The 22442-nt window shown below is 56.5% G+C and carries 21 protein-coding genes; 18 read left to right on the top strand and 3 right to left on the bottom strand.

Annotated features, from left to right (window positions below):
* The first annotated feature begins 14 nt into the window (after positions 1–14).
* The 8 genes from flgE to flgL all read left to right on the top strand — a co-directional run bounded on the left by flgE (position 15) and on the right by flgL (position 8290).
* Complete coding sequence (flgE, locus tag UTO39_RS18880; protein WP_061098580.1) at positions 15–1223, top strand: flagellar hook protein FlgE; 1209 nt, start codon at positions 15–17, stop codon at positions 1221–1223.
* A gap of 20 nt (positions 1224–1243) precedes the next feature.
* Positions 1244–1999, top strand: a complete 756-nt coding sequence (locus tag UTO39_RS18875) for a flagellar basal body rod protein FlgF (RefSeq protein ID WP_045281249.1) — start codon at positions 1244–1246, stop codon at positions 1997–1999.
* An 11-nt stretch (positions 2000–2010) separates the two neighbouring features.
* On the top strand, positions 2011–2793 hold the full coding sequence (gene flgG, locus UTO39_RS18870) for a flagellar basal-body rod protein FlgG (protein ID WP_000625853.1): 783 nt from the start codon (positions 2011–2013) through the stop codon (positions 2791–2793).
* A gap of 57 nt (positions 2794–2850) precedes the next feature.
* Positions 2851–3549, top strand: a complete 699-nt coding sequence (gene flgH / locus UTO39_RS18865) for a flagellar basal body L-ring protein FlgH (protein ID WP_023311139.1) — start codon at positions 2851–2853, stop codon at positions 3547–3549.
* 12 nt (positions 3550–3561) lie between these two features.
* Complete coding sequence (locus UTO39_RS18860) at positions 3562–4653, top strand: flagellar basal body P-ring protein FlgI (RefSeq protein WP_028012706.1); 1092 nt, start codon at positions 3562–3564, stop codon at positions 4651–4653.
* Positions 4653–5606, top strand: coding sequence for a flagellar assembly peptidoglycan hydrolase FlgJ (flgJ, locus tag UTO39_RS18855; protein ID WP_320727803.1), 954 nt, complete (start codon positions 4653–4655; stop codon positions 5604–5606). The genes UTO39_RS18860 and flgJ overlap by 1 nt, the downstream gene beginning before the upstream one ends.
* A 75-nt stretch (positions 5607–5681) precedes the next feature.
* Positions 5682–7322 (top strand): flagellar hook-associated protein FlgK, encoded by a 1641-nt coding sequence (gene flgK / locus UTO39_RS18850; RefSeq protein ID WP_320727802.1) that lies wholly within the window; start codon positions 5682–5684, stop codon positions 7320–7322.
* 14 nt (positions 7323–7336) lie between these two features.
* A complete protein-coding gene (flgL, locus tag UTO39_RS18845) occupies positions 7337–8290 on the top strand; it encodes a flagellar hook-associated protein FlgL (RefSeq protein WP_266178307.1) in 954 nt (317 codons plus the stop codon).
* Positions 8291–8365: 75 nt separating this feature from the next.
* On the opposite strand, the gene UTO39_RS18840 is transcribed toward flgL, so the two are convergent.
* A complete protein-coding gene (locus tag UTO39_RS18840; protein ID WP_266178306.1) occupies positions 8366–9580 on the bottom strand; it encodes an MFS transporter in 1215 nt (404 codons plus the stop codon).
* A 145-nt stretch (positions 9581–9725) separates the two neighbouring features.
* Between UTO39_RS18840 and UTO39_RS18835 the strand changes: the two genes are divergently transcribed.
* Entirely contained in the window at positions 9726–10628 is a 903-nt protein-coding gene (locus UTO39_RS18835) for a LysR family transcriptional regulator (RefSeq protein ID WP_407065112.1), read from the top strand.
* 40 nt (positions 10629–10668) lie between these two features.
* Here the strand turns inward: UTO39_RS18835 and rne are convergent, their stop codons facing one another.
* Positions 10669–13776, bottom strand: coding sequence for a ribonuclease E (gene rne / locus UTO39_RS18830; RefSeq protein ID WP_320727800.1), 3108 nt, complete (start codon positions 13774–13776; stop codon positions 10669–10671).
* Between the two features lie 572 nt (positions 13777–14348).
* Between rne and rluC the strand changes: the two genes are divergently transcribed.
* Positions 14349–15296: a 23S rRNA pseudouridine(955/2504/2580) synthase RluC gene (gene rluC / locus UTO39_RS18825; RefSeq protein ID WP_320727799.1), complete on the top strand. Its 948-nt coding sequence runs from the start codon at positions 14349–14351 to the stop codon at positions 15294–15296.
* Between the two features lie 131 nt (positions 15297–15427).
* On the opposite strand, the gene UTO39_RS18820 is transcribed toward rluC, so the two are convergent.
* Positions 15428–16012, bottom strand: coding sequence for a nucleoside triphosphate pyrophosphatase (locus UTO39_RS18820; RefSeq protein WP_061098574.1), 585 nt, complete (start codon positions 16010–16012; stop codon positions 15428–15430).
* 140 nt (positions 16013–16152) lie between these two features.
* Here UTO39_RS18820 and yceD point away from each other — a divergent pair, with 140 nt between their 5' ends.
* From yceD to fabF, 8 genes are all read left to right on the top strand, one after another.
* Positions 16153–16674: a 23S rRNA accumulation protein YceD gene (gene yceD, locus UTO39_RS18815; RefSeq protein ID WP_021240759.1), complete on the top strand. Its 522-nt coding sequence runs from the start codon at positions 16153–16155 to the stop codon at positions 16672–16674.
* Positions 16675–16690: 16 nt separating this feature from the next.
* Positions 16691–16864 carry a 50S ribosomal protein L32 gene (gene rpmF, locus UTO39_RS18810; protein ID WP_003857964.1) on the top strand — a complete coding sequence of 58 codons (174 nt, stop codon included), beginning with the start codon at positions 16691–16693 and terminating at the stop codon, positions 16862–16864.
* A gap of 80 nt (positions 16865–16944) precedes the next feature.
* Positions 16945–17979, top strand: coding sequence for a phosphate acyltransferase PlsX (gene plsX, locus UTO39_RS18805; RefSeq protein WP_061098573.1), 1035 nt, complete (start codon positions 16945–16947; stop codon positions 17977–17979).
* A gap of 6 nt (positions 17980–17985) precedes the next feature.
* Positions 17986–18939 (top strand): beta-ketoacyl-ACP synthase III, encoded by a 954-nt coding sequence (locus tag UTO39_RS18800; RefSeq protein WP_041910515.1) that lies wholly within the window; start codon positions 17986–17988, stop codon positions 18937–18939.
* Between the two features lie 15 nt (positions 18940–18954).
* Complete coding sequence (fabD, locus tag UTO39_RS18795) at positions 18955–19884, top strand: ACP S-malonyltransferase (RefSeq protein ID WP_061098571.1); 930 nt, start codon at positions 18955–18957, stop codon at positions 19882–19884.
* 12 nt (positions 19885–19896) lie between these two features.
* Positions 19897–20631: a 3-oxoacyl-ACP reductase FabG gene (gene fabG, locus UTO39_RS18790; RefSeq protein ID WP_010429699.1), complete on the top strand. Its 735-nt coding sequence runs from the start codon at positions 19897–19899 to the stop codon at positions 20629–20631.
* Positions 20632–20785: 154 nt separating this feature from the next.
* Positions 20786–21022 carry an acyl carrier protein gene (acpP, locus tag UTO39_RS18785; RefSeq protein WP_003857954.1) on the top strand — a complete coding sequence of 79 codons (237 nt, stop codon included), beginning with the start codon at positions 20786–20788 and terminating at the stop codon, positions 21020–21022.
* Between the two features lie 91 nt (positions 21023–21113).
* Complete coding sequence (gene fabF, locus UTO39_RS18780) at positions 21114–22355, top strand: beta-ketoacyl-ACP synthase II (RefSeq protein WP_045630098.1); 1242 nt, start codon at positions 21114–21116, stop codon at positions 22353–22355.
* Positions 22356–22442 lie beyond the last annotated feature (87 nt).

Raw genomic sequence — 22442 nt, 5'->3', positions numbered from 1 at the left:
ATCAGGAGTAAGTCATGGCCTTTTCTCAAGCGGTCAGCGGCCTGAATGCTGCGGCCACCAACCTGGACGTCATTGGCAACAACATCGCCAACTCCGCGACCTATGGTTTCAAATCCGGTTCTGCGTCCTTTGCAGATATGTTTGCCGGTTCCAAAGTGGGTCTGGGCGTAAAAGTTGCGGGCATCACTCAGGACTTTACCGACGGCACCACCACCAACACCGGTCGTGGCCTGGACGTTGCCATCAGCCAGAACGGTTTCTTCCGTATGGTCGATGCAAACGGCTCGGTGTTCTACAGCCGTAACGGCCAGTTCAAGCTGGACGAAAACCGTAACCTGGTGAACATGCAGGGGATGCAATTAACGGGTTATCCGGTTGCCGGAACGCCATCAACGGTTCAGACCGGTGCGAATCCACAGGCGATTAATATCCCGACCACGCTGATGGCCGCGAAGTCCACCACCACGGCTTCCCAGCAGATTAACCTCAACTCTACCGATGCCGCACCGACCGCCGCCTTCGATCCGGCTAACCCGGATACCTACAACAAAAAAGGTACGGTAACCGTCTTTGATAGCCAGGGTAATGCGCACAACATGAACCTGTTTTACGTCAAAGATGCGACCCCGGCTAACTCCTGGAAAGTGTATGCCCAGGACGGCAGCGTGGCAGGCAGCACGGCGGCAGTGGCCACGACGTTGACCTTCGATAATAACGGTACGTTGATTGGGGGGGGAAACATCAACATCACTACCGCGACTATCCCAGGTGCGGATCCGGCGACCTTCGCGATGAGTTTTGCTAACTCCATGCAGCAGAACACCGGTGCGAACAATATCGTGGCGACCAACCAGAACGGCTTCAAGCCGGGCGACCTGGTGAGCTATCAGATCAACGATGACGGTACCGTCGTCGGGAACTACTCCAACGAGCAGACCCAGGTGCTGGGCCAGATCGTGCTGGCTAACTTTGCCAACAACGAAGGCCTGAAATCTGAAGGCGATAACGTCTGGTCGGCTACCCAGTCCTCCGGCGTGGCGCTGCTGGGTACGGCGGGAACCGGTAACTTCGGCACGCTGACCAACGGCGCGCTGGAAGCCTCTAACGTGGACCTGAGTAAAGAACTGGTGAACATGATTGTCGCGCAGCGTAACTATCAGTCGAACGCGCAGACCATCAAGACCCAGGATCAGATCCTCAACACGCTGGTTAACCTGCGTTAAGCGGCTAACAGGAAAGCGCAATGGATCACGCAATATATACCGCGATGGGCGCGGCAAGTCAGACGCTCAACCAGCAGGCCGTTACCGCCAGCAACCTGGCCAACGCCTCTACGCCGGGCTTTCGCGCGCAGCTGAATGCGCTGCGCGCGGTGCCGGTGGAAGGGCTCTCCCTGCCGACCCGTACGCTGGTGGCGGCATCCACCCCGGGCGCAGACATGACGCCAGGGCAGATGGATTACACCTCACGCCCGCTGGACGTTGCTCTGCAGCAGGACGGCTGGCTGGCGGTGCAAACGGCGGACGGAGGCGAAGGCTATACCCGTAACGGGAATATCCAGGTCAGCGCGACCGGCCAGCTGACGATTCAGGGGCATCCGGTGATGGGTGAAGCGGGCCCGCTGACCGTACCGGAAGGCTCTGAGCTGACCATCGCTGCGGACGGTACCATCTCGGCGCTGAACCCGGGCGATCCGGCCAACACCGTTGCTCCCGTCGGGCGTCTGAAGCTGGTCAAAGCGGAAGGCAAAGAGGTGCAGCGCGGCGACGACGGCATGTTCCGTCTGACCCAGGCGGCCCAGGCTACCCGTGGTGCCACGCTACAGGCCGATCCGAGCATCCGCGTGATGTCCGGCGTTCTGGAAGGCAGCAACGTTAAGCCGGTAGCCGCCATGAGCGACATGATCGCCAGCGCCCGTCGTTTTGAAATGCAGATGAAGATTATCAGCAGCGTGGACGAAAACGCGGGCAAGGCTAACCAACTTCTGTCGATGAGTTAACAGGACTCTTTATGATCAGTTCTTTATGGATCGCGAAAACTGGCCTGGACGCGCAGCAAACCAATATGGACGTGATTGCCAACAACCTGGCAAACGTGAGCACCAATGGTTTCAAGCGTCAGCGCGCCGTTTTCGAAGATTTGCTTTATCAAACCATCCGCCAGCCGGGCGCGCAGTCTTCTGAACAGACGACGCTGCCGTCAGGCCTGCAGATCGGTACCGGCGTTCGCCCGGTGGCGACCGAGCGTCTGCACAGCCAGGGCAACCTGTCTCAGACCAACAACAGCAAAGACGTGGCGATCAAAGGCCAGGGCTTCTTCCAGGTGCAGCTGCCTGACGGGACCTCTGCCTACACCCGTGACGGTTCCTTCCAGGTCGATCAGAACGGCCAGCTGGTAACGGCGGGCGGTTTCCAGGTTCAGCCTGCGATCACCATTCCGGCGAACGCCCTGAGCATTACCATCGGCCGTGACGGCATCGTGAGCGTGACCCAGCAGGGGCAGGCCGCGCCGGTTCAGGTCGGTCAGCTCAACCTGACCACCTTCATGAACGATACCGGCCTGGAAAGCATTGGTGAGAACCTCTACACCGAAACGCAATCCTCCGGTACGCCAAATGAAAGTACGCCAGGCCTGAACGGTGCCGGTCTGCTGTATCAGGGGTATGTCGAAACCTCCAACGTGAACGTGGCGGAAGAGCTGGTGAATATGATCCAGGTCCAGCGCGCGTATGAAATTAACAGTAAAGCAGTCTCGACGACCGATCAGATGCTGCAGAAACTGACGCAACTCTAAGGTGTAGCCCGGTGCGGTAAACCTCGCACCGGCTCCCTGTTTTCGAAGATGAAGGCAATGCAAAAAAACGCGGCGTTTCGTTATCCGATACTGACTGTTCTGGCCGTCACCCTCAGCGGGTGCGCCTTGATCCCGTCTAAACCATTGGTCCAGGGTGCGACGACTGCCCAACCCGTTCCTGGCCCTGCGCCAGTCGTAAACGGCTCCATTTTCCAGACCGCGCAGCCGATTAACTACGGCTATCAGCCGCTGTTTGAAGATCGCCGCCCGCGTAATGTCGGCGATACATTGACCATTGTGCTGCAGGAAAACGTCAGCGCGAGCAAGAGCTCGTCGGCGAACGCCAGCCGCGATGGCAAAACCAATTTTGGCTTCGACACCGTTCCACGTTATTTGCAGGGCCTGTTCGGCAATGCCCGTGCGGATGTTGAGGCCTCCGGCGGCAACACCTTTAACGGTAAAGGTGGCGCGAACGCCAGCAACACCTTCAGCGGTACGCTGACCGTCACGGTTGACCAGGTGCTGGTTAACGGCAATTTACACGTCGTGGGTGAAAAACAGATCGCCATTAACCAGGGCACTGAATTCATTCGCTTCTCGGGCGTGGTGAATCCACGCACCATCAGCGGCACCAACACCGTTCCGTCCACCCAGGTGGCGGATGCGCGCATTGAGTACGTCGGTAACGGCTACATTAATGAAGCGCAGAATATGGGTTGGCTGCAGCGCTTCTTCCTTAATTTATCGCCGATGTAAGCGAGGTGACCCATGTTTAAATCGATCTTCGCCGCGGCGCTGGTTCTTGTCGCAACGTTTGCCCAGGCTGACCGCATTCGCGATCTCACCAGCGTTCAGGGCGTTCGCGGGAACTCGCTGATTGGCTATGGCCTGGTGGTGGGGCTGGACGGTACCGGTGACCAGACGACCCAGACGCCGTTTACCACCCAAAGCTTAAACAACATGCTTTCCCAGCTCGGCATTACCGTGCCGGCGGGAACCAACATGCAGCTGAAAAACGTGGCCGCGGTAATGGTCACCGCATCCTACCCGGCGTTTGCGCGCCAGGGGCAGACCATTGACGTGGTGGTCTCCTCAATGGGTAACGCCAAAAGCCTGCGCGGCGGTACGCTGCTGATGACCCCGCTGAAAGGCGTCGACAGCCAGGTCTACGCGCTGGCGCAGGGTAACATCCTGGTCGGCGGGGCGGGCGCATCCGCTGGCGGAAGCAGCGTGCAGGTGAACCAGCTGAACGGCGGGCGTATCACCAACGGTGCGATCATCGAGCGTGAACTGCCGACCCAGTTTGGCGCGGGCAACACCATCAACCTGCAGCTGAATAATGAAGACTTCACGATGGCGCAGCAGATTGCCGACACCATCAACCGCAGCTATGGCAATGCCACGGCACTGGATGCGCGTACCGTGCAGATCCGCACCTCCACCGGCAGCAGCAACCAGGTGCGCATGCTGGCGGATATCCAGAATCTGGAAGTGAACGTGCCGGTGCAGGATGCCAAAGTGATCATCAACTCCCGTACGGGCTCCGTGGTGATGAACCGGGAAGTGTCGCTGGATAGTTGTGCCGTGGCGCAGGGTAACCTGTCGGTGACGGTTAACCGTTCTGCCAACGTCAGCCAGCCGGATACACCATTTGGCGGTGGACAGACGGTAGTGACGCCGCAAACGCAGATTGATTTACGCCAGAGCGGCGGTTCCCTGCAGAGCGTGCGCTCCAGCGCCAACCTGAACAGCGTGGTGCGTGCCCTGAACGCGCTGGGCGCGACGCCGATGGATCTGATGTCCATTCTGCAATCCATGCAAAGCGCGGGTTGCCTGCGCGCCAAACTGGAAATCATCTGATGCTGACCGATAGCAAACTGTTGACCAGTGCCGCCTGGGACGCCCAGTCGCTCAACGAACTGAAATCCAAAGCAGGTAAAGATCCGGCGGCGAATATCCGCCCGGTTGCCCGCCAGGTGGAAGGGATGTTTGTACAGATGATGCTGAAAAGCATGCGTGAAACCCTGCCGAAAGACGGGATGTTCAGCAGCGATTCAACGCGTCTTTACACCAGCATGTATGACCAGCAGATTGCGCAGCAGATGACCGCCGGTAAAGGCCTCGGTCTGGCTGACATGATTGTCAAACAGACCGCCGCCGCACAGGGTGTTCAGCCTGAAGAGCAGCCGCAGCAGGTGCCGATGAAGTTCGACCTTGAAACGGTGACCAGTTATCAGAACCAGGCGCTGACGCAGATGGTGCGTAAAGCGATACCGAAGGCAACGGGCAGCGGCGTCGAGGCGCTCTCCGGTGACAGCAAAGACTTCCTGGCGCAGCTTTCTCTGCCTGCGCGACTGGCCAGTGAACAGAGCGGCGTGCCTCACCACCTGATTCTCGCCCAGGCCGCGCTGGAGTCGGGCTGGGGCCAGCGCCAGATCCGCAAGGAAAACGGCGATCCGAGCTTTAACATCTTCGGCGTGAAGGCCACCTCCAGCTGGAAGGGGCCGACCACGGAGATCACCACCACCGAATACGAGAACGGCGCGGCGGTGAAGGTGAAAGCGAAATTCCGCGTTTACAGCTCTTATCTGGAAGCCTTGTCCGACTATGTGGGGCTGCTGAGTCGAAATCCGCGTTATACCGCCGTTACGCAGGCAGCAACGGCGGAGCAGGGCGCCCAGGCCCTGCAAAACGCGGGCTACGCGACCGATCCGAACTACGCCCGTAAGCTTACCAGCATGATCCAACAGCTGAAATCCATGGGCGAGAAGGTCAGCAAAGCCTATAGCACAGATATCGAAAATCTGTTCTGAAAGTTCTCAAGTCCCGGTGGAGGTTGCCGATAACCTTCATCAGGACTCGTGTCTGAACGTATAAAAGGAACCCCCATGTCCAGTTTGATTAACAGCGCCATGAGTGGCCTCAGTGCCGCGCAGTCGGCACTCAATACCGTCAGTAATAATATTTCAAGCTATAACGTGGCAGGTTACACCCGCCAGACGACGGTGCTGGGTGCATCTAACAGCACGCTGACCGGCGGTGGCTGGGTGGGTAACGGGGTGTATGTCTCCGGTGTCCAGCGTGAATATGACGCTTTCATCACCAACCAGTTGCGCGCCGCGCAGACCCAGAGCAGCGGCCTGACCACGCGCTATCAGCAGATGTCAAAAATTGACGATGTGCTCTCCGATACAACCAACTCGCTTTCCACCACCCTGCAGGATTTCTTCAAGAGCCTGCAAACGCTGGTGAGCAACGCCGAAGATCCGGCTGCGCGTCAGACGGTGCTGGGAAAAGCGGGCGGCCTGGTCAATCAGTTTAAAACCAACGATCAGTATCTTCGCGATCAGGATTCGCAGGTGAATACCGCAATTGCGACCAGCGTTTCGCAGATCAACAACTATGCCAAACAGATTGCGAATCTTAACGATCAGATTTCCCGCCTCACCGGCGTCGGCGCGGGCGCATCGCCTAACGATCTGCTCGACCAGCGCGATCAGCTTGTCAACGAGTTGAACAAAATCGTGGGTGTGGAAGTTTCGGTTCAGGATAGCGGCACGTTTAACATCTCTTTCGGCAATGGCTACAGCCTGGTGCAGGGCAGCAAAGCTAACCAGCTGGCGGCCGTAAAGTCCAGCGCCGATCCATCCCGCACCACTATCGCCTACGTCGATGAGGTTGCGGGTAATGTCGAGATCCCGGAAAAGATGATCACCACCGGCTCGTTAGGCGGTTTGCTGACCTTCCGCGCGGAAGATCTGGATAAGGCCCGTAACACCCTGAACCAGATGGCGCTGGCGTTTGCTGACGCGATGAACAAGCAGCACGAGGCCGGCTTTGATGCCAACGGCGATGCGGGCGGCAAGCTGTTCGGCTTTGGCTCTCCGGCTGTGCTTTCCAACAGCAAAAATAGCGGTACGGCGGTCGTCAATGCCACCGTTGCGGACAGCACCAAAGTTCAGGCAACGGACTATAAGCTGCAGTTTAACGGCACCGACTGGACCATTACCCGCACGTCGGACAAGACCAGCTTTACCATGAGCCCGGATGCCAGCGGCAATCTGTCGTTTGACGGTCTCAACGTGAACGTCAGCGGTTCGGCAAACGCCAAAGACAGCTTTACCGTGAAGCCTGTTTCCGACGTCATCATGAACATGGAACTGTCCATCAGCGACGAGTCCAAACTGGCCATGGCCGGGGTGCAGAACGGCGGTGACAGCGATAACCGCAACGGGCAGAAAATGCTCGATCTGCAAAACAGCAAAGTGGTCGGCGGGAACAAAACCTTCAACGATGCCTACGCCTCGCTGGTCAGCACCGTGGGGAGCACCACCGCTTCACTGAAAGTCAGCAGCCAGACGAAAGCCAATGTGGAAACGCAGTTAATTAAGCAGCAGCAGACCATCTCCGGGGTAAACCTCGACGAAGAGTATGGCAACCTGCAGCGTTATCAGCAGTATTACCTCGCCAACGCGCAGGTGCTCCAGACTGCCAGTACGCTCTTTGATGCAATTATCAACATTCGTTAAGGTTGAGGTGAAAAATGCGTATTAGCACCCAGATGATGTACGAACAGAACATGCGCGGGATCACCGATTCCCAGAGCAGATGGCTGAGCTATGGTGAGCAGATGTCCACCGGCAAGCGCGTTAACCGTCCGTCGGACGATCCTATCGCGGCTTCACAGTCTATTGTGCTGTCACAATCTCAGTCTCAAAACAGCCAGTTCGCGTTAGCGCGCACCTTTGCCACGCAAAAAGTGTCGCTGGAAGATAACGTGCTGACCCAGGTGAACACCGCGTTATCAAGCGTGCGTGAGAAGCTGGTTTACGCGTCAAACGGCACCTTAAGCGATGACGACCGCCTCTCTCTGGCGACCGATATCCAGGGGATCCGCGACCAGCTCATGAACCTGGCTAACACGACGGATGGCAATGGTCGCTTTATCTTTGCGGGTTACAAAACCGAGAGTGCACCGTTTGATGCCGCAACCGGCACCTACAATGGCGGCACTGAGGCGATCACCCAGCAGGTTGATACGGCGCGAAACATGGCGATCAGCCATACCGGCCAGCAGATCTTCGAGAGCATTACCAGCAATGCGCAAGAGCTGCCGGGCGGTGGGTATGGCGATACCAACATGTTTAAAATCCTTGATTCCGCCATTGCTTCGCTGAAGACGCCGATTGAGAACGATCCGGCCGCGGCTGCCGCGCAAAGCCAGGTGATTTCCAATGCGCAGATCGGTATTAAAAACGCTCAGAACAACGTCCTGACGGTCGTTGCGGATGTGGGTACCAAGCTGAATGAGCTGGAAAAACTCGATACCCTGGGTGACGACCGCGCGCTGGGTCAGACTAAGCAGATGAGCGACCTGGTGGACGTGGACTGGAACGAAGCGATTTCCTCTTACACCATGCAGCAGGCGGCCCTGCAGGCCTCTTATAAAGCGTTTAGCGATATGCAGGGCATGTCTCTGTTCCAGCTGAACAAATAACATCTTGACCTCTTGGAACATGTCTTGAAACTGGGCATGTTTTACTGCCCAATCCGTCTGGATTGGGCATTTTTTTTATGCCATTTCTGCTGGTGCCGAGGCGACGCGCGCGCTTTCGATCATACGGATTGCCAGCGCAATGATGCCGCAGACCGTTGCCAGCGCAACCACGCCCGTCCAGCCAGCCAGCGTATAAATATTGCTGCCTAACGCGGAACCTAACGCCATGCCGATAAAGATCACGGTAAAGAGCAGGGCGTTTAGACGGCCACGAGCCTGTGGCTCAAGGCTGTAAACCAGATTCTGGTGCGCGACCAGGCTGGACTGCAGGCCCAGATCGAACCCGATAGCAGAGACGGCAATCAGAATCAGCTGTCCGTGAACCCCCAGAGCGGGCATCAGGAACATCAGGGCAAACGAGACGGTCACGAGGACGGCGCCAAGCTGCGTGACTTTTCCTGCACCCAGTTTATCCGCCAGGCCGCCCGCCAGCGGGGCTGCCAACGCGCCGGCTGCACCTGCGATACCAAAACCACCGGCGACGGCACTCCCGAGGTGATAGCGTTCCAGCAGCATGACCGCAAGCGTAGACCAGAAGGCGCTAAAGGCTATCGACAGAAAACCCTGGGCCAGCGCCGCGCGGCGCAGAGCGGGATAGCGACGCCACAGATGTTCCATCGAGCGCAGCAGAGCGGGATAGCTCAGCGTGGAGTGAACCGCGAAACGAGGGAGCACGGCCCACATCACCACGCCGATAAACGCAATACTTGCCGCAGCCAGCTGATACATCACGCGCCAGCCAAACGCTTCACCCACCACGCCGCTGACGGTTCTGGAGAGCAAAATGCCCAGCAGCAGACCGGTCATCACCGTACCCACGGTTTTCCCCTGTTTGCCTTCTGGCGCAAGGATCGCCGCAGCCGGGACAATATCCTGCGCCATGGTAGCGGCCATGCCGATGAGCAGGCTTGCCAGCAGCAGGGAGTGGATCTGTCCGGTCAGGCTACAGCCCAGCAGGAACAGCGCCAGTGCCGCGCTCTTTATCAGGATTAACGTTCTGCGGTCGTGGCGATCGCCGAGCGGCAGCAGGAACAGGATCCCCAGGGCATATCCCGCCTGGGTGAGGGTCGGGACCATGCCCATTCCTTCGATACTGAGGTGAAGGTCTGCGCCCATCAGGGGCAGCAGAGGCTGGGCATAATAGATGGATGCCACGCTGAAGCCCGCACCGAGCGCCAGCATTAATATTACCCAGCGGCTTACGGCATGGGCGGCGGTTGTTGTGTTCATAAGACGTTCCTCATTCATCGTGTGAGGCTATTTTTTATCACTACGCCTTGCGGCGGTAGCGGGCGTGGTGGTAAAACGCTTATACGTTGGGTGTATAGGTAAAAATGAGATGAAAAGAGCTGAGCGTATAGACAGGGTGGAGCTGATGCGGACGTTTGTGCGCATTGTGGAGGCGGGCTCTCTCTCTGCGGCGGCACGGCAACTGGCCACAACCCAGGCCACGGTGAGCAGGCGGCTGCAGTCGCTTGAGACCATGCTGGGCGTGCGTCTGATGTTGCGCACCACCCACACGATGCGGCTGACGGATGACGGGGAGCGCTGCTACCAGCACGCCCGTCGGGTGATTGACAGCTGGCTGGCGCTGGAAGATGAGGTAGGGCAGACGGAAGATGAACCGGTAGGCGTGCTGCGGGTGCGGGCACCGCATGCGTTTGGTCAGGATCAGCTCCTGAAACCCTTAACCGAATTTCTACAGCGTTATCCGCAGCTTTCTATTGAATGGATGCTCAACGATCGGTCGGCTGATTTTTTGGGCGACAACCTTGACTGCGCTATTCGGGTGGGAATGGAAGTCGACCCGGCAACCGTGTCCGTGCTGCTGGCCGAAGTGCCGCGCTCGGTGGTGGCCTCTCCGGCATTGCTGGACCGTTTTCCGACGGTTAACGCCCCGGAGGATCTGCAGCAGCTTCCCTGGATTGCCATCAGCTCTTTCTACCAGCACCATGTGGAGCTTTTTCACGAGGCATCATCCGCCACCGCGCGCGTGATAATTACCCCACGCCTGAGCACCGACAGTCTGTACGTCGCACGCAATACGGCACTCACCGGACTTGGCGTGGCGGTGGTATCCAGCTGGACGGTACAGGATGATATTCAGGAAGGGCGGCTGGTGCATTTATTGCCAGAGTGGCAGCCGGCGGCGTTACCGGTGCATCTGGTTTACCCCTGGTCCCGGTATTATCCGGCGCGATTGCGGCGGTTTCTGGAGCTGATGCGGCAGATCATGCCGGAGGTCACCGGGATGAGAAAGCCCGTGCAGCAGGCATAAAAAAGCCGACCCGGAGGTCGGCTTTTTACTTTCTGCGTCGTTATTCGACAGACTGCGGACGCGTCGCCGGTGCAGTCGCCTGATGCGTTGCACTGTGGCCGCCTGCAGCGCCTTTACCGTCAAAGCTGAACGCCGGGCGAACCCAGTCGCTGTGACGCGGTGCTTCTGGCACATACTCTGGTGCCGGAGCGCGCGTCATCGGCGCTGTCGCAACGTGAGCTGGCGCAGGTGCGGCAACAACCTTAACCGGCTCTGGCTCCACTTCAGGCGCTTTCGCTTCTTCAACAACCGGTTCAACCTGAATCTCAACGTCCTGAACGACTTCTTCAGTGGTGGTTTCGACGAGGGTTTCAGCAGTTTCTTCCGCCGCGGCTACAGGTTCGGCCTCTTCAGCAACTTCCTCAGCCACCACGACATCTTCTTCGGCGATAATCTGCGGTGCGGCATCAACCGGCGCGGCAATCACTTCAGGATGGGTGGTTTCGACGTCCACTGCGTGTGGTTCTGCCGCTTCAACAACCTGAGGTTCAACCACGGTTGCTGCTTCGGTCACAGCCTCTTCAACCGCTGCTACAGGGGCAATCACCTCTTCGGCCACAGTCTGTTCTTCAACAGCCTGCTCCAGGCGAGCGACCGGATAATGGATCCAGACTTTGCCGGATGCCATTTCTGGTGACGCGCACGCCACGGTCAACGGCATTGGAGACTGAGTCGGATAACGCTCGTCACGGTAGCGACGACGGCGCTGGCCACTCACGCGCAGATGACGCGGAGAACGGCGGGAGCGACGCGGCATACCTGCGTTGTCACGGTTTTCACCGTTTTCATCCTGCTCAACGTTATTGTCCACGACGGCTGGCAGGTCAACTTTTGCAACCTGCGTGCCTGTTGCGGTTTCTGCCGCTTCAGCCGGAACTACGGTGGTTTCTTCTACCGGAGCCGCACCGGTGCGCACTTTCTGGGCCAGCTGGCGCTGCTTACGACGCGGCATAACGTGAGTACGTTCTTCCTGCTCGCCGTCCTGCTGCTCAGCGGGCTCTTCGCGGTTCAGGTTTTTAACTTCCTGCTGCGCCTGACGCTTCTCGTCGTTACGACGACGGTTACGTTCGCGGCGTGGCTGCTGCTCGTCGCGCTGTTTGCTCTTCTCGGACTCATCGCCCGCCTGCTGGCGAATTTCACGATCTTCAACGTTCTGCTGCTGTTTCTCGCGACGGTTGCGACGGTTGTCTTCGCGCTGCTCACGGCCTTCGTTATTGTCTGAACGGCTGTCACGGCGCTCGTTACGCTCGCTGCGGTCGTTACGATCGCGACGGTTATTCTGACGCTTGCGACGGTCCTGCTGACGCTCAGGTTTGGCTGCTTTTGGTTCTTCTTTCGGCTGCTCTGGCTGAACTTCCTCACCCGCAAACATCTTCTTCAGCGCGCCGAAGAAGCGGCTCAGCAGACCCGGTTGCGCCGGCTGGGCTTTCGCTGCTGCGGCTTCTGGTTTCTGTGCCGCCGGTTTGGCTGCCGGTTTTTCCAGCGCCGCTTCCGGTGGTGCTTCAGGCATAATGAAGGTCGCTAACGCAGGCTGCTCAGGCAGTTTGCGCTCGGCAGGTTCTTCATCGGAAGGCAGCGCCATCTCTTCTTCATGCAGCTTCGGCAGCAGGTAGCTGAGGGTGCTGGTTTCTTCGCCTTTACGGACACGCAGCACGTGATAGTGCGGGGTTTCCATCTGGTCGTTTGGCACGATGATGCAGCGAACGCCACCCTGACGGGCTTCGATTGCGCTGACCGCTGCACGTTTTTCGTTCAGCAGGTAAGAGGCAATTGGCACAGGCACAATCGCGTGAACCTCTTTGGTGTTCTCTTTCAGCGCTTCTTCTTCAATCAGACGCAGGATAGAGAGAGACAGAGATTCGTTATCACGCACGGTACCGGTGCCGGAGCAGCGCGGGCAGACGTGATGGCTGGACTCACCCAGCGACGGGCTCAAACGCTGGCGGGACATCTCCAGCAGGCCGAAGCGCGAGATATGGCTAATCTGGATACGCGCGCGATCCTGACGCACCGCTTCACGCAGGCGGTTTTCAACCGCGCGCTGGTGGCGAACAGGCGTCATGTCGATGAAGTCGATAACAATCAGACCGCCCAGGTCGCGCAGGCGGAGCTGGCGGGCGATTTCATCAGCGGCTTCAAGGTTGGTGTTGAAGGCCGTCTCTTCGATGTCGCCGCCGCGGGTTGCCCGCGCGGAGTTGATGTCGATAGCGGTCAGCGCTTCGGTGGTATCGATAACGATAGAACCGCCGGACGGCAGGCGCACTTCACGCTGGAAGGCGGATTCAATCTGGGATTCGATCTGATAGTGGCTGAACAGCGGGATTTCACCGGTGTACAGTTTAATTTTGCTGGTGAAATCCGGACGACCCAGCGCGGCGATGTGCTGGCGAGCCAGCTCAAGCACTTTCGGGTTATCGATCAGAATCTCACCGATGTCCTGACGCAGGTAATCACGGAAGGCACGCACGATAACGTTGCTTTCCTGGTGGATCAGGAACGGAGCAGGGCGGCTTTCTGCAGCTTTCTGGATAGCTTCCCAGTGCTTCAGACGGAAGCTCAGGTCCCACTGCAGCGCTTCGGCAGATTTGCCCACGCCCGCGGTACGCACGATAAGCCCCATGCCATCCGGCAGCTCAAGGCTTGCCAGGGCTTCTTTCAGCTCGGTACGGTCATCACCTTCGATACGGCGAGAGATGCCACCCGCGCGCGGGTTGTTTGGCATCAGCACCAGATAGCTCCCCGCCAGGCTGATAAAGGTAGTCAGTGCGGCACCTTTGTTGCCGCGCTCTTCTTTATCAATCTGAACGATAACTTCCTGACCTTCACGTAGAACATCTTTGATGTTTGGGCGGCCATGAGCGTTGTAGTTTGCAGGGAAATATTCGCGGGCGATTTCTTTCAGAGGGAGGAAACCATGACGCTCAGCACCGTAATCGACAAATGCAGCTTCAAGGCTTGGTTCAATGCGGGTGATTTTACCTTTGTAAATGTTCGCTTTTTTCTGTTCGTGTCCAGGACTTTCGATATCCAGATCGTACAGGCGCTGCCCATCCACAAGGGCGACACGCAACTCTTCTTGCTGAGTTGCGTTGATTAACATTCTTTTCATCGTAACTTACTCGTTATTCTTACATTGACGACAAAGCTGCGGGCAAGGTGACGCTTTCCGGGGTATGAACCGATGGCCTCGTGTCTGTTCACGTCGCCAACCTCACGGTTGTCGCTCGCTTAAGAGGCGCAGAGTGTCGGTTGCCTGTATTTCATACGGAAACACAGCGCAATTATCAGGGGAATTGCCTGGGTAGAACTCTCCAGAGAACAATCCTTATACCGGGAAGTACTGCAACCCGCAGCCCGCTAACTGCCTGAAAGATCAATACGTCTTACGCCATTGCTGCGTGGATGATCGGTCAGACAAAATTGGTCATTCCGTCGACATCCTTACAAAACCCGGATTTAACGCGGAAAACGGTCTCATTATTCCACTGCTCGCCGGGTTATAGCAAGATGACTTTTACCAATTATCACCCGGTTACTCACAGTTTCTTCACCTCAAGGTGGTGATTGGTTTAATAACCACCAAATCGATTGCGTGAAACAGGGCGCAGGCCGGATAAAAGTAAATATAAGCATAGAAAAATGAGTGGCGCTAATGGCTGACGATATTTAGAATCGCCAACCATGAAAACAGAGACTCCAGCCGTAAAAATGGTTGCTATCGCGGATGACTACGCGGGGCAACGTATCGATAACTTCTTGCGCACCCAGTTGAAGGGCGTGCCAAAGAGTATGATTTACCGCATCCTGCGTAAGGGCGAGGTGCGGGTGAATAAAAAACGCGTGAAGCCTGAGTACAAGCTCGAAGCGGGCGATGAAGTGCGTATTCCACCGGTGCGCGTGGCAGAACGTGAAGAAGAGGTAGTTTCGCCGAAGCTGCAAAAAGTCGCGGCCCTGAGCGATGTCATCCTTTATGAGGACGATCATATTCTGGTGCTGAATAAGCCATCGGGTACCGCGGTCCACGGTGGTAGCGGCCTGAGCTTCGGCGTGATTGAAGGTTTGCGTGCGCTGCGTCCGGAAGCCCGTTTCCTCGAACTGGTGCACCGTCTGGACCGTGATACCTCAGGCGTGCTGCTGGTAGCGAAAAAGCGTTCTGCGCTGCGTTCCCTGCACGAGCAGCTGCGCGAGAAGGGCATGCAGAAAGATTATCTGGCGCTGGTGCGCGGTCAGTGGCAGTCCCACATGAAGGTGGTGCAGGCGCCGCTGCTGAAGAACATTCTGCAAAGCGGCGAGCGCATTGTTCGCGTGAGCCAGGAAGGAAAACCGTCTGAGACGCGCTTTAAGGTAGAAGAGCGCTACGAGTTTGCCACGCTGGTGCGCTGCAGCCCGGTGACGGGGCGTACTCACCAGATCCGCGTCCATACGCAGTTTGCGGGCCATCCGATTGCGTTTGATGACCGCTACGGCGACCGCGAATTTGACAAACAGCTGGCGGGCACCGGGCTGTCGCGTCTTTTCCTGCATGCGGCCGCGCTGAAGTTTACCCATCCTAATACCGGTGAAATCATCCGTATTGAAGCGCCGCTGGATGATCAGTTGAAACGCTGCCTGAAGGTTTTGCGCGGTTAAGGTAAATGTAAAACGGCAACGAGGTTGTCGTTTTTAATGTTTGCTCCCTCTCCCTGTGGGAGAGGGCCGGGGTGAGGGCATCAGGCCGCAGTTTAGTAGCCCCATGCAAGTGAAGCGCCGCTGGGCGAAAGTCACATGGACAGCGGATTACATTCTTCTCTTCTTAACATCTGGCACAGCGCAATCAATGGCAGCCCCACCAGCGTATTCGGATCCCGACCGTCCAGCTTGTCGAACAACGCAATCCCCAGTCCTTCACTCTTAAAGCTCCCTGCGCAGTTCAGCGGACGTTCCCGGCGCACGTAATCCATAATTTCCTGCTCACTTAAATGGCGGAAGTGCACGTCGAACGGCTCGCATTCGGTTTGCAGATGGCCGGAGGCGGAGTTATAGAGCGCCAGGCCGGTGTAAAAGGTCACGATACTGCCGCGCGCGCGCAGAAGCTGCTGGCAGGCGTTTTCTTCCGTATGGGGCTTGCCGGTGATTTCGCCATCCAGCACGCAAACCTGATCGGAGCCTATAATCAAATGTGCAGGATAACGTGCGGCCAGCGATTGCGCCTTCTCCTTAGCGAGACGCGTCACCAGATGACGCGGTGATTCGCCCGGCTGCGGCGTCTCATCAACGTCCGGCGCGGCGCATTCAAACGGGATCCCGAGCTTTTCCAGCAGCGTTCGACGGTAGGGAGAAGTGGAAGCAAGTACGAGATTTGGCATATTTTTATCACCAGATATAGCGTATCGATGCCAGCCATTTTAAACTACAGGCCGCAATGTGTGCGAATAATTGGCAAAAGGCAGCTCTGGTTGCCTTTTTCTTTGACTCTATGACGTTACAAAGTTAATATGCGCGCCCTATGCAAAAGGTAAAATTACCCCTGACTCTTGATCCGGTTCGTACGGCTCAAAAACGCCTCGATTACGAAGGTATCTATACTTCCGATCAGGCCGAGCGTATTGCCGAATCTGTAGTCAGTGTGGACAGTGATGTAGAATGCTCCATGTCGTTCGCTATCGACAACCAGCGTCTCGCCGTTTTAACCGGTGATGCAAAGGTAACGGTAACGCTCGAGTGTCAGCGTTGCGGGAAACCGTTTGTACAGCATGTTCACACAACGTATTGTTTCAGTCCGGTTCGTTCTGACGAACAGGCTGAAGCACTCCCGGAAGCGTATGAGCCGATTGAGGTTAACGAATTCGGTGAAATCGATCTTCTGGCTCTGGTTGAAGATGAAATCATCCTCTCCTTGCCAGTAGTTCCGGTGCATGATTCTGAACACTGTGAAGTGTCCGAGGCGGACATGGTCTTTGGGGAACTGCCTGATGAAGCGCAAAAACCAAACCCATTTGCCGTATTAGCCAGCTTAAAGCGTAAGTAATTGAGGAGTAAGGTCCATGGCCGTACAACAGAATAAACCAACCCGTTCCAAACGTGGCATGCGTCGTTCCCATGACGCGCTGACTGCAGTTACCAGCCTGTCTGTAGACAAGACTTCTGGTGAGAAACACCTGCGTCACCACATCACCGCTGACGGTTTCTACCGCGGCCGCAAGGTTATCACTAAGTAATCACGCGTCAGCGTGATTAGGCTTAGTGAGGATTTCCCCGTGCAAACGGGGAAGTTACCGAACCAGGCTGCGACGATACCTTGACACGTCTAACCCTGGCGTTAGATGTCATGGGGGGAGATTTCGGCCCTTCCGTGACAGTGCCTGCAGCATTGCAGGCACTGAATTCTAATTCGCAACTCACACTTCTTTTAGTCGGCAATCCCGACACAATCACGCCATTACTTGCAAAAGCTGACTTTGAACAACGTTCGCGTCTGCAGATTATTCCTGCGCAGTCAGTTATTGCCAGTGATGCCCGGCCCTCGCAGGCGATTCGCAATAGCCGCGGCAGCTCTATGCGCATCGCGCTGGAGCTGGTAAAAGAAGGGCGAGCGCAGGCTTGCGTCAGCGCCGGCAATACCGGTGCGCTGATGGGGCTGTCGAAATTACTGCTCAAGCCGATTGAGGGCATTGAGCGCCCGGCGCTGGTGACGGTGTTACCGCATCAGCAGAAGGGGAAAACGGTGGTGCTCGATTTGGGCGCTAACGTGGATTGTGATAGTACCATGCTGGCTCAGTTCGCCGTGATGGGGTCGGTGCTGGCAGAAGACGTGGTCGGGATTAACAATCCCCGCGTTGCGTTATTGAATATTGGTGAAGAAGAGACCAAAGGCCTGGACAGCATTCGCGAAGCTGCTGAAATGCTCAAACAGGTTCCCTCCATCAACTATATTGGTTATCTCGAAGCCAATGAGTTGCTGACGGGAAAAACGGATGTTCTGGTGTGCGATGGCTTCACCGGAAACGTAACGTTGAAGACCATGGAAGGGGTCGTGCGCATGTTCCTTTCTCTGCTGAAATCTCAGGGAGAAGGCAAAAAAAGCGCCTGGTGGTTGATTTTATTGAAGCGTTGGTTACAAAAGAGCCTGACGCGGCGATTCAGTCACCTCAACCCCGACCAGTATAATGGCGCCTGTCTGTTAGGATTGCGCGGCATCGTGATTAAGAGTCATGGCGCCGCCAATCAGCGAGCATTTTCTGTCGCCATTGAACAGGCAGTGCAGGCGGTGCAGCGACAAGTCCCTCAGCGGATTGCCGCTCGCCTGGAATCTGTATTAGCTAAAAGTGACTGAGCGTACATGTATACGAAGATTTTAGGTACCGGCAGCTACCTGCCAAAACAAGTGCGTACCAACGCCGATCTGGAAAAAATGGTAGATACGTCTGACGAGTGGATTGTCACGCGCACAGGTATCCGCGAACGTCGTATCGCCGCGCCAGACGAAACCGTGTCCACCATGGGTTACGAAGCCGCACAGCGCGCTATCGAAATGGCGGGTATCGATAAAGAAGAGATTGGCTTGATCGTGGTTGCCACGACGTCTGCCACGCATGCTTTCCCAAGCGCGGCGTGCCAGGTGCAGAACATGCTCGGTATTAAAGGCTGCCCGGCGTTTGACGTTGCCGCCGCGTGCGCAGGTTTCACCTACGCGCTGAGCATTGCCGATCAGTATGTTAAATCTGGCTCCGTCAAATATGCGCTGGTCATCGGTGCTGACGTGCTGGCGCGTACCTGCGATCCAACCGATCGCGGAACGATCATTATTTTCGGTGATGGTGCCGGTGCGGTGCTGCTGGGGCAGTCCGAAGAGCCGGGTATCATCTCCACGCATCTGCATGCCGATGGCCGTTACGGCGAGCTGTTAACGCTGCCTAACGCCGATCGCGTTAATCCGGACAGCTCCATCTACCTGACCATGGCGGGTAACGAGGTGTTCAAGGTGGCGGTGACCGAGCTTGCGCATATCGTCGATGAGACGCTGGAAGCGAACAACCTTGAACGCACCGCGCTCGACTGGCTGGTGCCGCATCAGGCAAACCTGCGTATCATCAGCGCGACGGCTAAAAAGCTGGGCATGTCGATGGATAACGTTGTGGTGACGCTGGATCGTCACGGCAACACCTCTGCGGCGTCGGTACCGTGCGCATTTGATGAAGCGGTACGCGATGGACGAATCAAACGGGGCCAGCTGGTCTTGCTTGAAGCCTTCGGTGGCGGGTTCACCTGGGGTTCCGCGCTGGTTCGTTTCTAGGATAAGGAATAAAAAATGACGCAATTTGCTTTTGTGTTCCCGGGCCAGGGTTCTCAAACCGTTGGGATGTTGTCTGAAATGGCAGCAAACTACCCGGTCATTGAAGAGACTTTTCGTGAAGCTTCTGATGCGCTGGGTTATGATCTGTGGGCGCTGACCCAACAGGGTCCGGCCGAAGAGCTGAACAAAACCTGGCAGACTCAGCCAGCGCTGCTGACTGCGTCAGTTGCGCTGTGGCGCGTATGGCAGCAGCAGGGCGGTAAAGCGCCAGCGCTGCTCGCGGGCCATAGCCTGGGTGAATACTCTGCGCTGGTGTGCGCCGGTGTGATTGCGTTTGCTGACGCGGTGCGCCTGGTAGAACTGCGCGGTAAATTCATGCAGGAAGCGGTGCCAGAAGGAACGGGTGGCATGTCTGCCATTATTGGTCTGGATGATGCCGCGATTGCCAAAGCGTGTGAAGAATCTGCTGAAGGGCAGGTGGTTTCTCCGGTTAACTTCAACTCGCCGGGCCAGGTCGTTATTGCTGGTCATAAAGAAGCGGTTGAGCGTGCCGGTGCAGCCTGTAAAGCCGCGGGCGCCAAACGTGCACTGCCGCTGCCGGTCAGCGTACCATCTCACTGCGCGCTGATGAAGCCCGCTGCCGAGAAACTGGCGGCTGAGCTGGAAAAAATTACCTTTAACGCACCGACGATTTCCGTTGTGAACAACGTCGATGTGAAATGCGAAACCGCGCCGGAAGCGATTCGTGACGCACTGGTTCGCCAGCTCTACAGCCCGGTACAGTGGACCAAAACCGTTGAGTTTATGGCTGCTCAGGGCGTTGAGCACCTGTATGAAGTCGGTCCTGGTAAAGTCCTCACCGGTCTGACGAAACGTATTGTTGACACCCTGACTGCCTCGGCGATTAACGAGCCGGAAGCGATGTCAGCGGCACTCTCGCAATAAAAGAGGAATACCATGAGTTTTGAAGGAAAAATTGCCCTGGTTACAGGCGCAAGCCGCGGTATCGGGCGTGCAATTGCTGAAACACTGGTCGCGCGCGGCGCGAAGGTGATTGGTACAGCAACCAGCGAGAATGGCGCTCAGGCCATCAGCGAGTATCTGGGTGCGAACGGTAAAGGTCTGGTACTGAATGTGACCGAACCTGCATCTATCGAATCTGTTCTGGAAAATATTCGCGCAGAGTTTGGTGAAGTGGATATTCTGGTCAATAATGCCGGGATCACTCGCGACAACCTTCTGATGCGAATGAAAGATGATGAGTGGAACGATATTATCGAAACCAACCTGTCATCTGTATTCCGTCTGTCAAAAGCGGTAATGCGCGCTATGATGAAAAAGCGTCATGGTCGTATTATCACTGTTGGTTCTGTGGTTGGTACCATGGGAAATGCTGGTCAGGCTAACTACGCTGCGGCGAAAGCAGGTCTGATCGGTTTCAGTAAGTCGCTGGCGCGTGAAGTCGCGTCCCGCGGAATTACTGTAAACGTTGTTGCTCCGGGCTTTATTGAAACGGACATGACGCGTGCGCTGACTGATGATCAGCGTGCGGGTACGCTGGCGGCAGTTCCGGCGGGTCGTCTAGGCGACCCTAAAGAAATCGCCAGCGCGGTTGCATTTTTAGCCTCTGACGAAGCGGGTTACATCACTGGTGAGACCCTCCACGTCAACGGCGGGATGTACATGGTTTAATCACGATCGAAAATATTTGCGTTATTAGGGCAAATGGCCTCAAAATAACGTAAAATCGTGGTAAGACCTGCCGGGATTTAGTTGCAAATTTTTCAACATTTTATACACTACGAAAACCATCGCGAAAGCGAGTTTTGATAGGAAATTTAAGAGTATGAGCACTATCGAAGAACGCGTTAAGAAAATTATCGGCGAACAGCTGGGCGTTAAGCAGGAAGAAGTTGTGAACTCCGCTTCCTTCGTTGAAGACCTGGGCGCAGATTCTCTTGACACCGTTGAGCTGGTAATGGCTCTGGAAGAAGAGTTTGATACTGAGATTCCGGACGAAGAAGCTGAGAAAATCACCACCGTTCAGGCTGCCATTGATTACATCAACGGCCACCAGGCGTAAGTGAACATCTCCAGGCGGTCATTCGACCGCCTGAGTTTTATCTTTTTTAGTCCCACGAATCTCTTTTTTTATCCCTCCCTGGAGGACAAACGTGTCTAAGCGTCGTGTAGTTGTGACCGGACTTGGCATGTTGTCTCCTGTCGGCAATACCGTAGAGTCCACCTGGAAAGCTCTCCTTGCCGGTCAGAGCGGCATCAGCCTAATCGACCATTTCGATACTAGCGCCTATGCAACGAAATTTGCTGGCTTAGTAAAGGATTTTAACTGTGAAGAGATCATCTCGCGCAAAGAACAGCGCAAGATGGATGCCTTCATTCAATATGGAATTGTCGCTGGCGTTCAGGCCATGCAGGATTCTGGCCTTGAGATTACGGAAGAGAACGCAACCCGTATCGGCGCCGCTATCGGCTCCGGGATTGGCGGTCTTGGCCTGATCGAGGAAAACCATACATCGCTGATGAATGGCGGACCGCGTAAGATCAGCCCGTTCTTCGTTCCGTCCACGATTGTTAACATGGTGGCAGGTCACCTGACCATTATGTTCGGCCTGCGTGGGCCAAGCATTTCTATCGCTACCGCGTGTACGTCTGGCGTACATAACATCGGCCAGGCCGCGCGTATTATTGCGTACGGCGATGCAGATGCTATGGTTGCGGGCGGTGCTGAAAAAGCCAGTACCCCACTGGGTGTCGGTGGCTTCGGCGCGGCGCGTGCGCTCTCTACCCGTAACGATAACCCTCAGGCGGCGAGCCGTCCGTGGGATAAAGACCGCGATGGTTTCGTGCTGGGTGACGGCGCAGGTATGCTCGTGCTGGAAGAGTACGAACATGCGAAAAAACGTGGCGCAAAAATTTATGCTGAAGTCGTTGGCTTCGGTATGAGCAGCGATGCGTATCACATGACGTCTCCACCGGAGAACGGCGCAGGTGCTGCGCTGGCGATGGAAAACGCGATCCGTGATGCGGGTATTACCCCGGCACAGATTGGCTACGTTAACGCGCACGGCACTTCTACGCCTGCAGGCGATAAAGCTGAAGCGCAGGCGGTTAAGTCTATCTTCGGCGAGGCTGCCAGCCGCGTTATGGTCAGTTCCACGAAATCCATGACCGGTCACCTGCTGGGTGCGGCGGGTGCAGTAGAGTCAATCTACTCCATCCTTGCGCTGCGCGATCAGGCTGTACCGCCAACCATCAACCTGGATAACCCGGATGAAGGTTGCGATCTGGACTTCGTTCCGCACGAAGCGCGCCAGGTTAGCGGTATGGAGTACACCCTGTGTAACTCCTTCGGCTTTGGCGGCACGAATGGTTCTCTGATCTTCAAAAAGGTCTGAGCCTGACAGCCCGAAAGCTATAAAAAAAGGTCCGCTTGCCGGGCCTTTTTTATTAGGGAAAATCCCCTTGTCCGGCTTTTAACATCC

This window comes from Enterobacter sp. 118C5 (genome assembly GCF_034107645.1).
Taxonomy (GTDB): Bacteria; Pseudomonadota; Gammaproteobacteria; order Enterobacterales; family Enterobacteriaceae; genus Enterobacter; species Enterobacter nematophilus.
The sequence above is the reverse complement of the archived record's forward strand: the minus strand, read 5'-3'. Positions and strand labels throughout refer to the sequence as shown.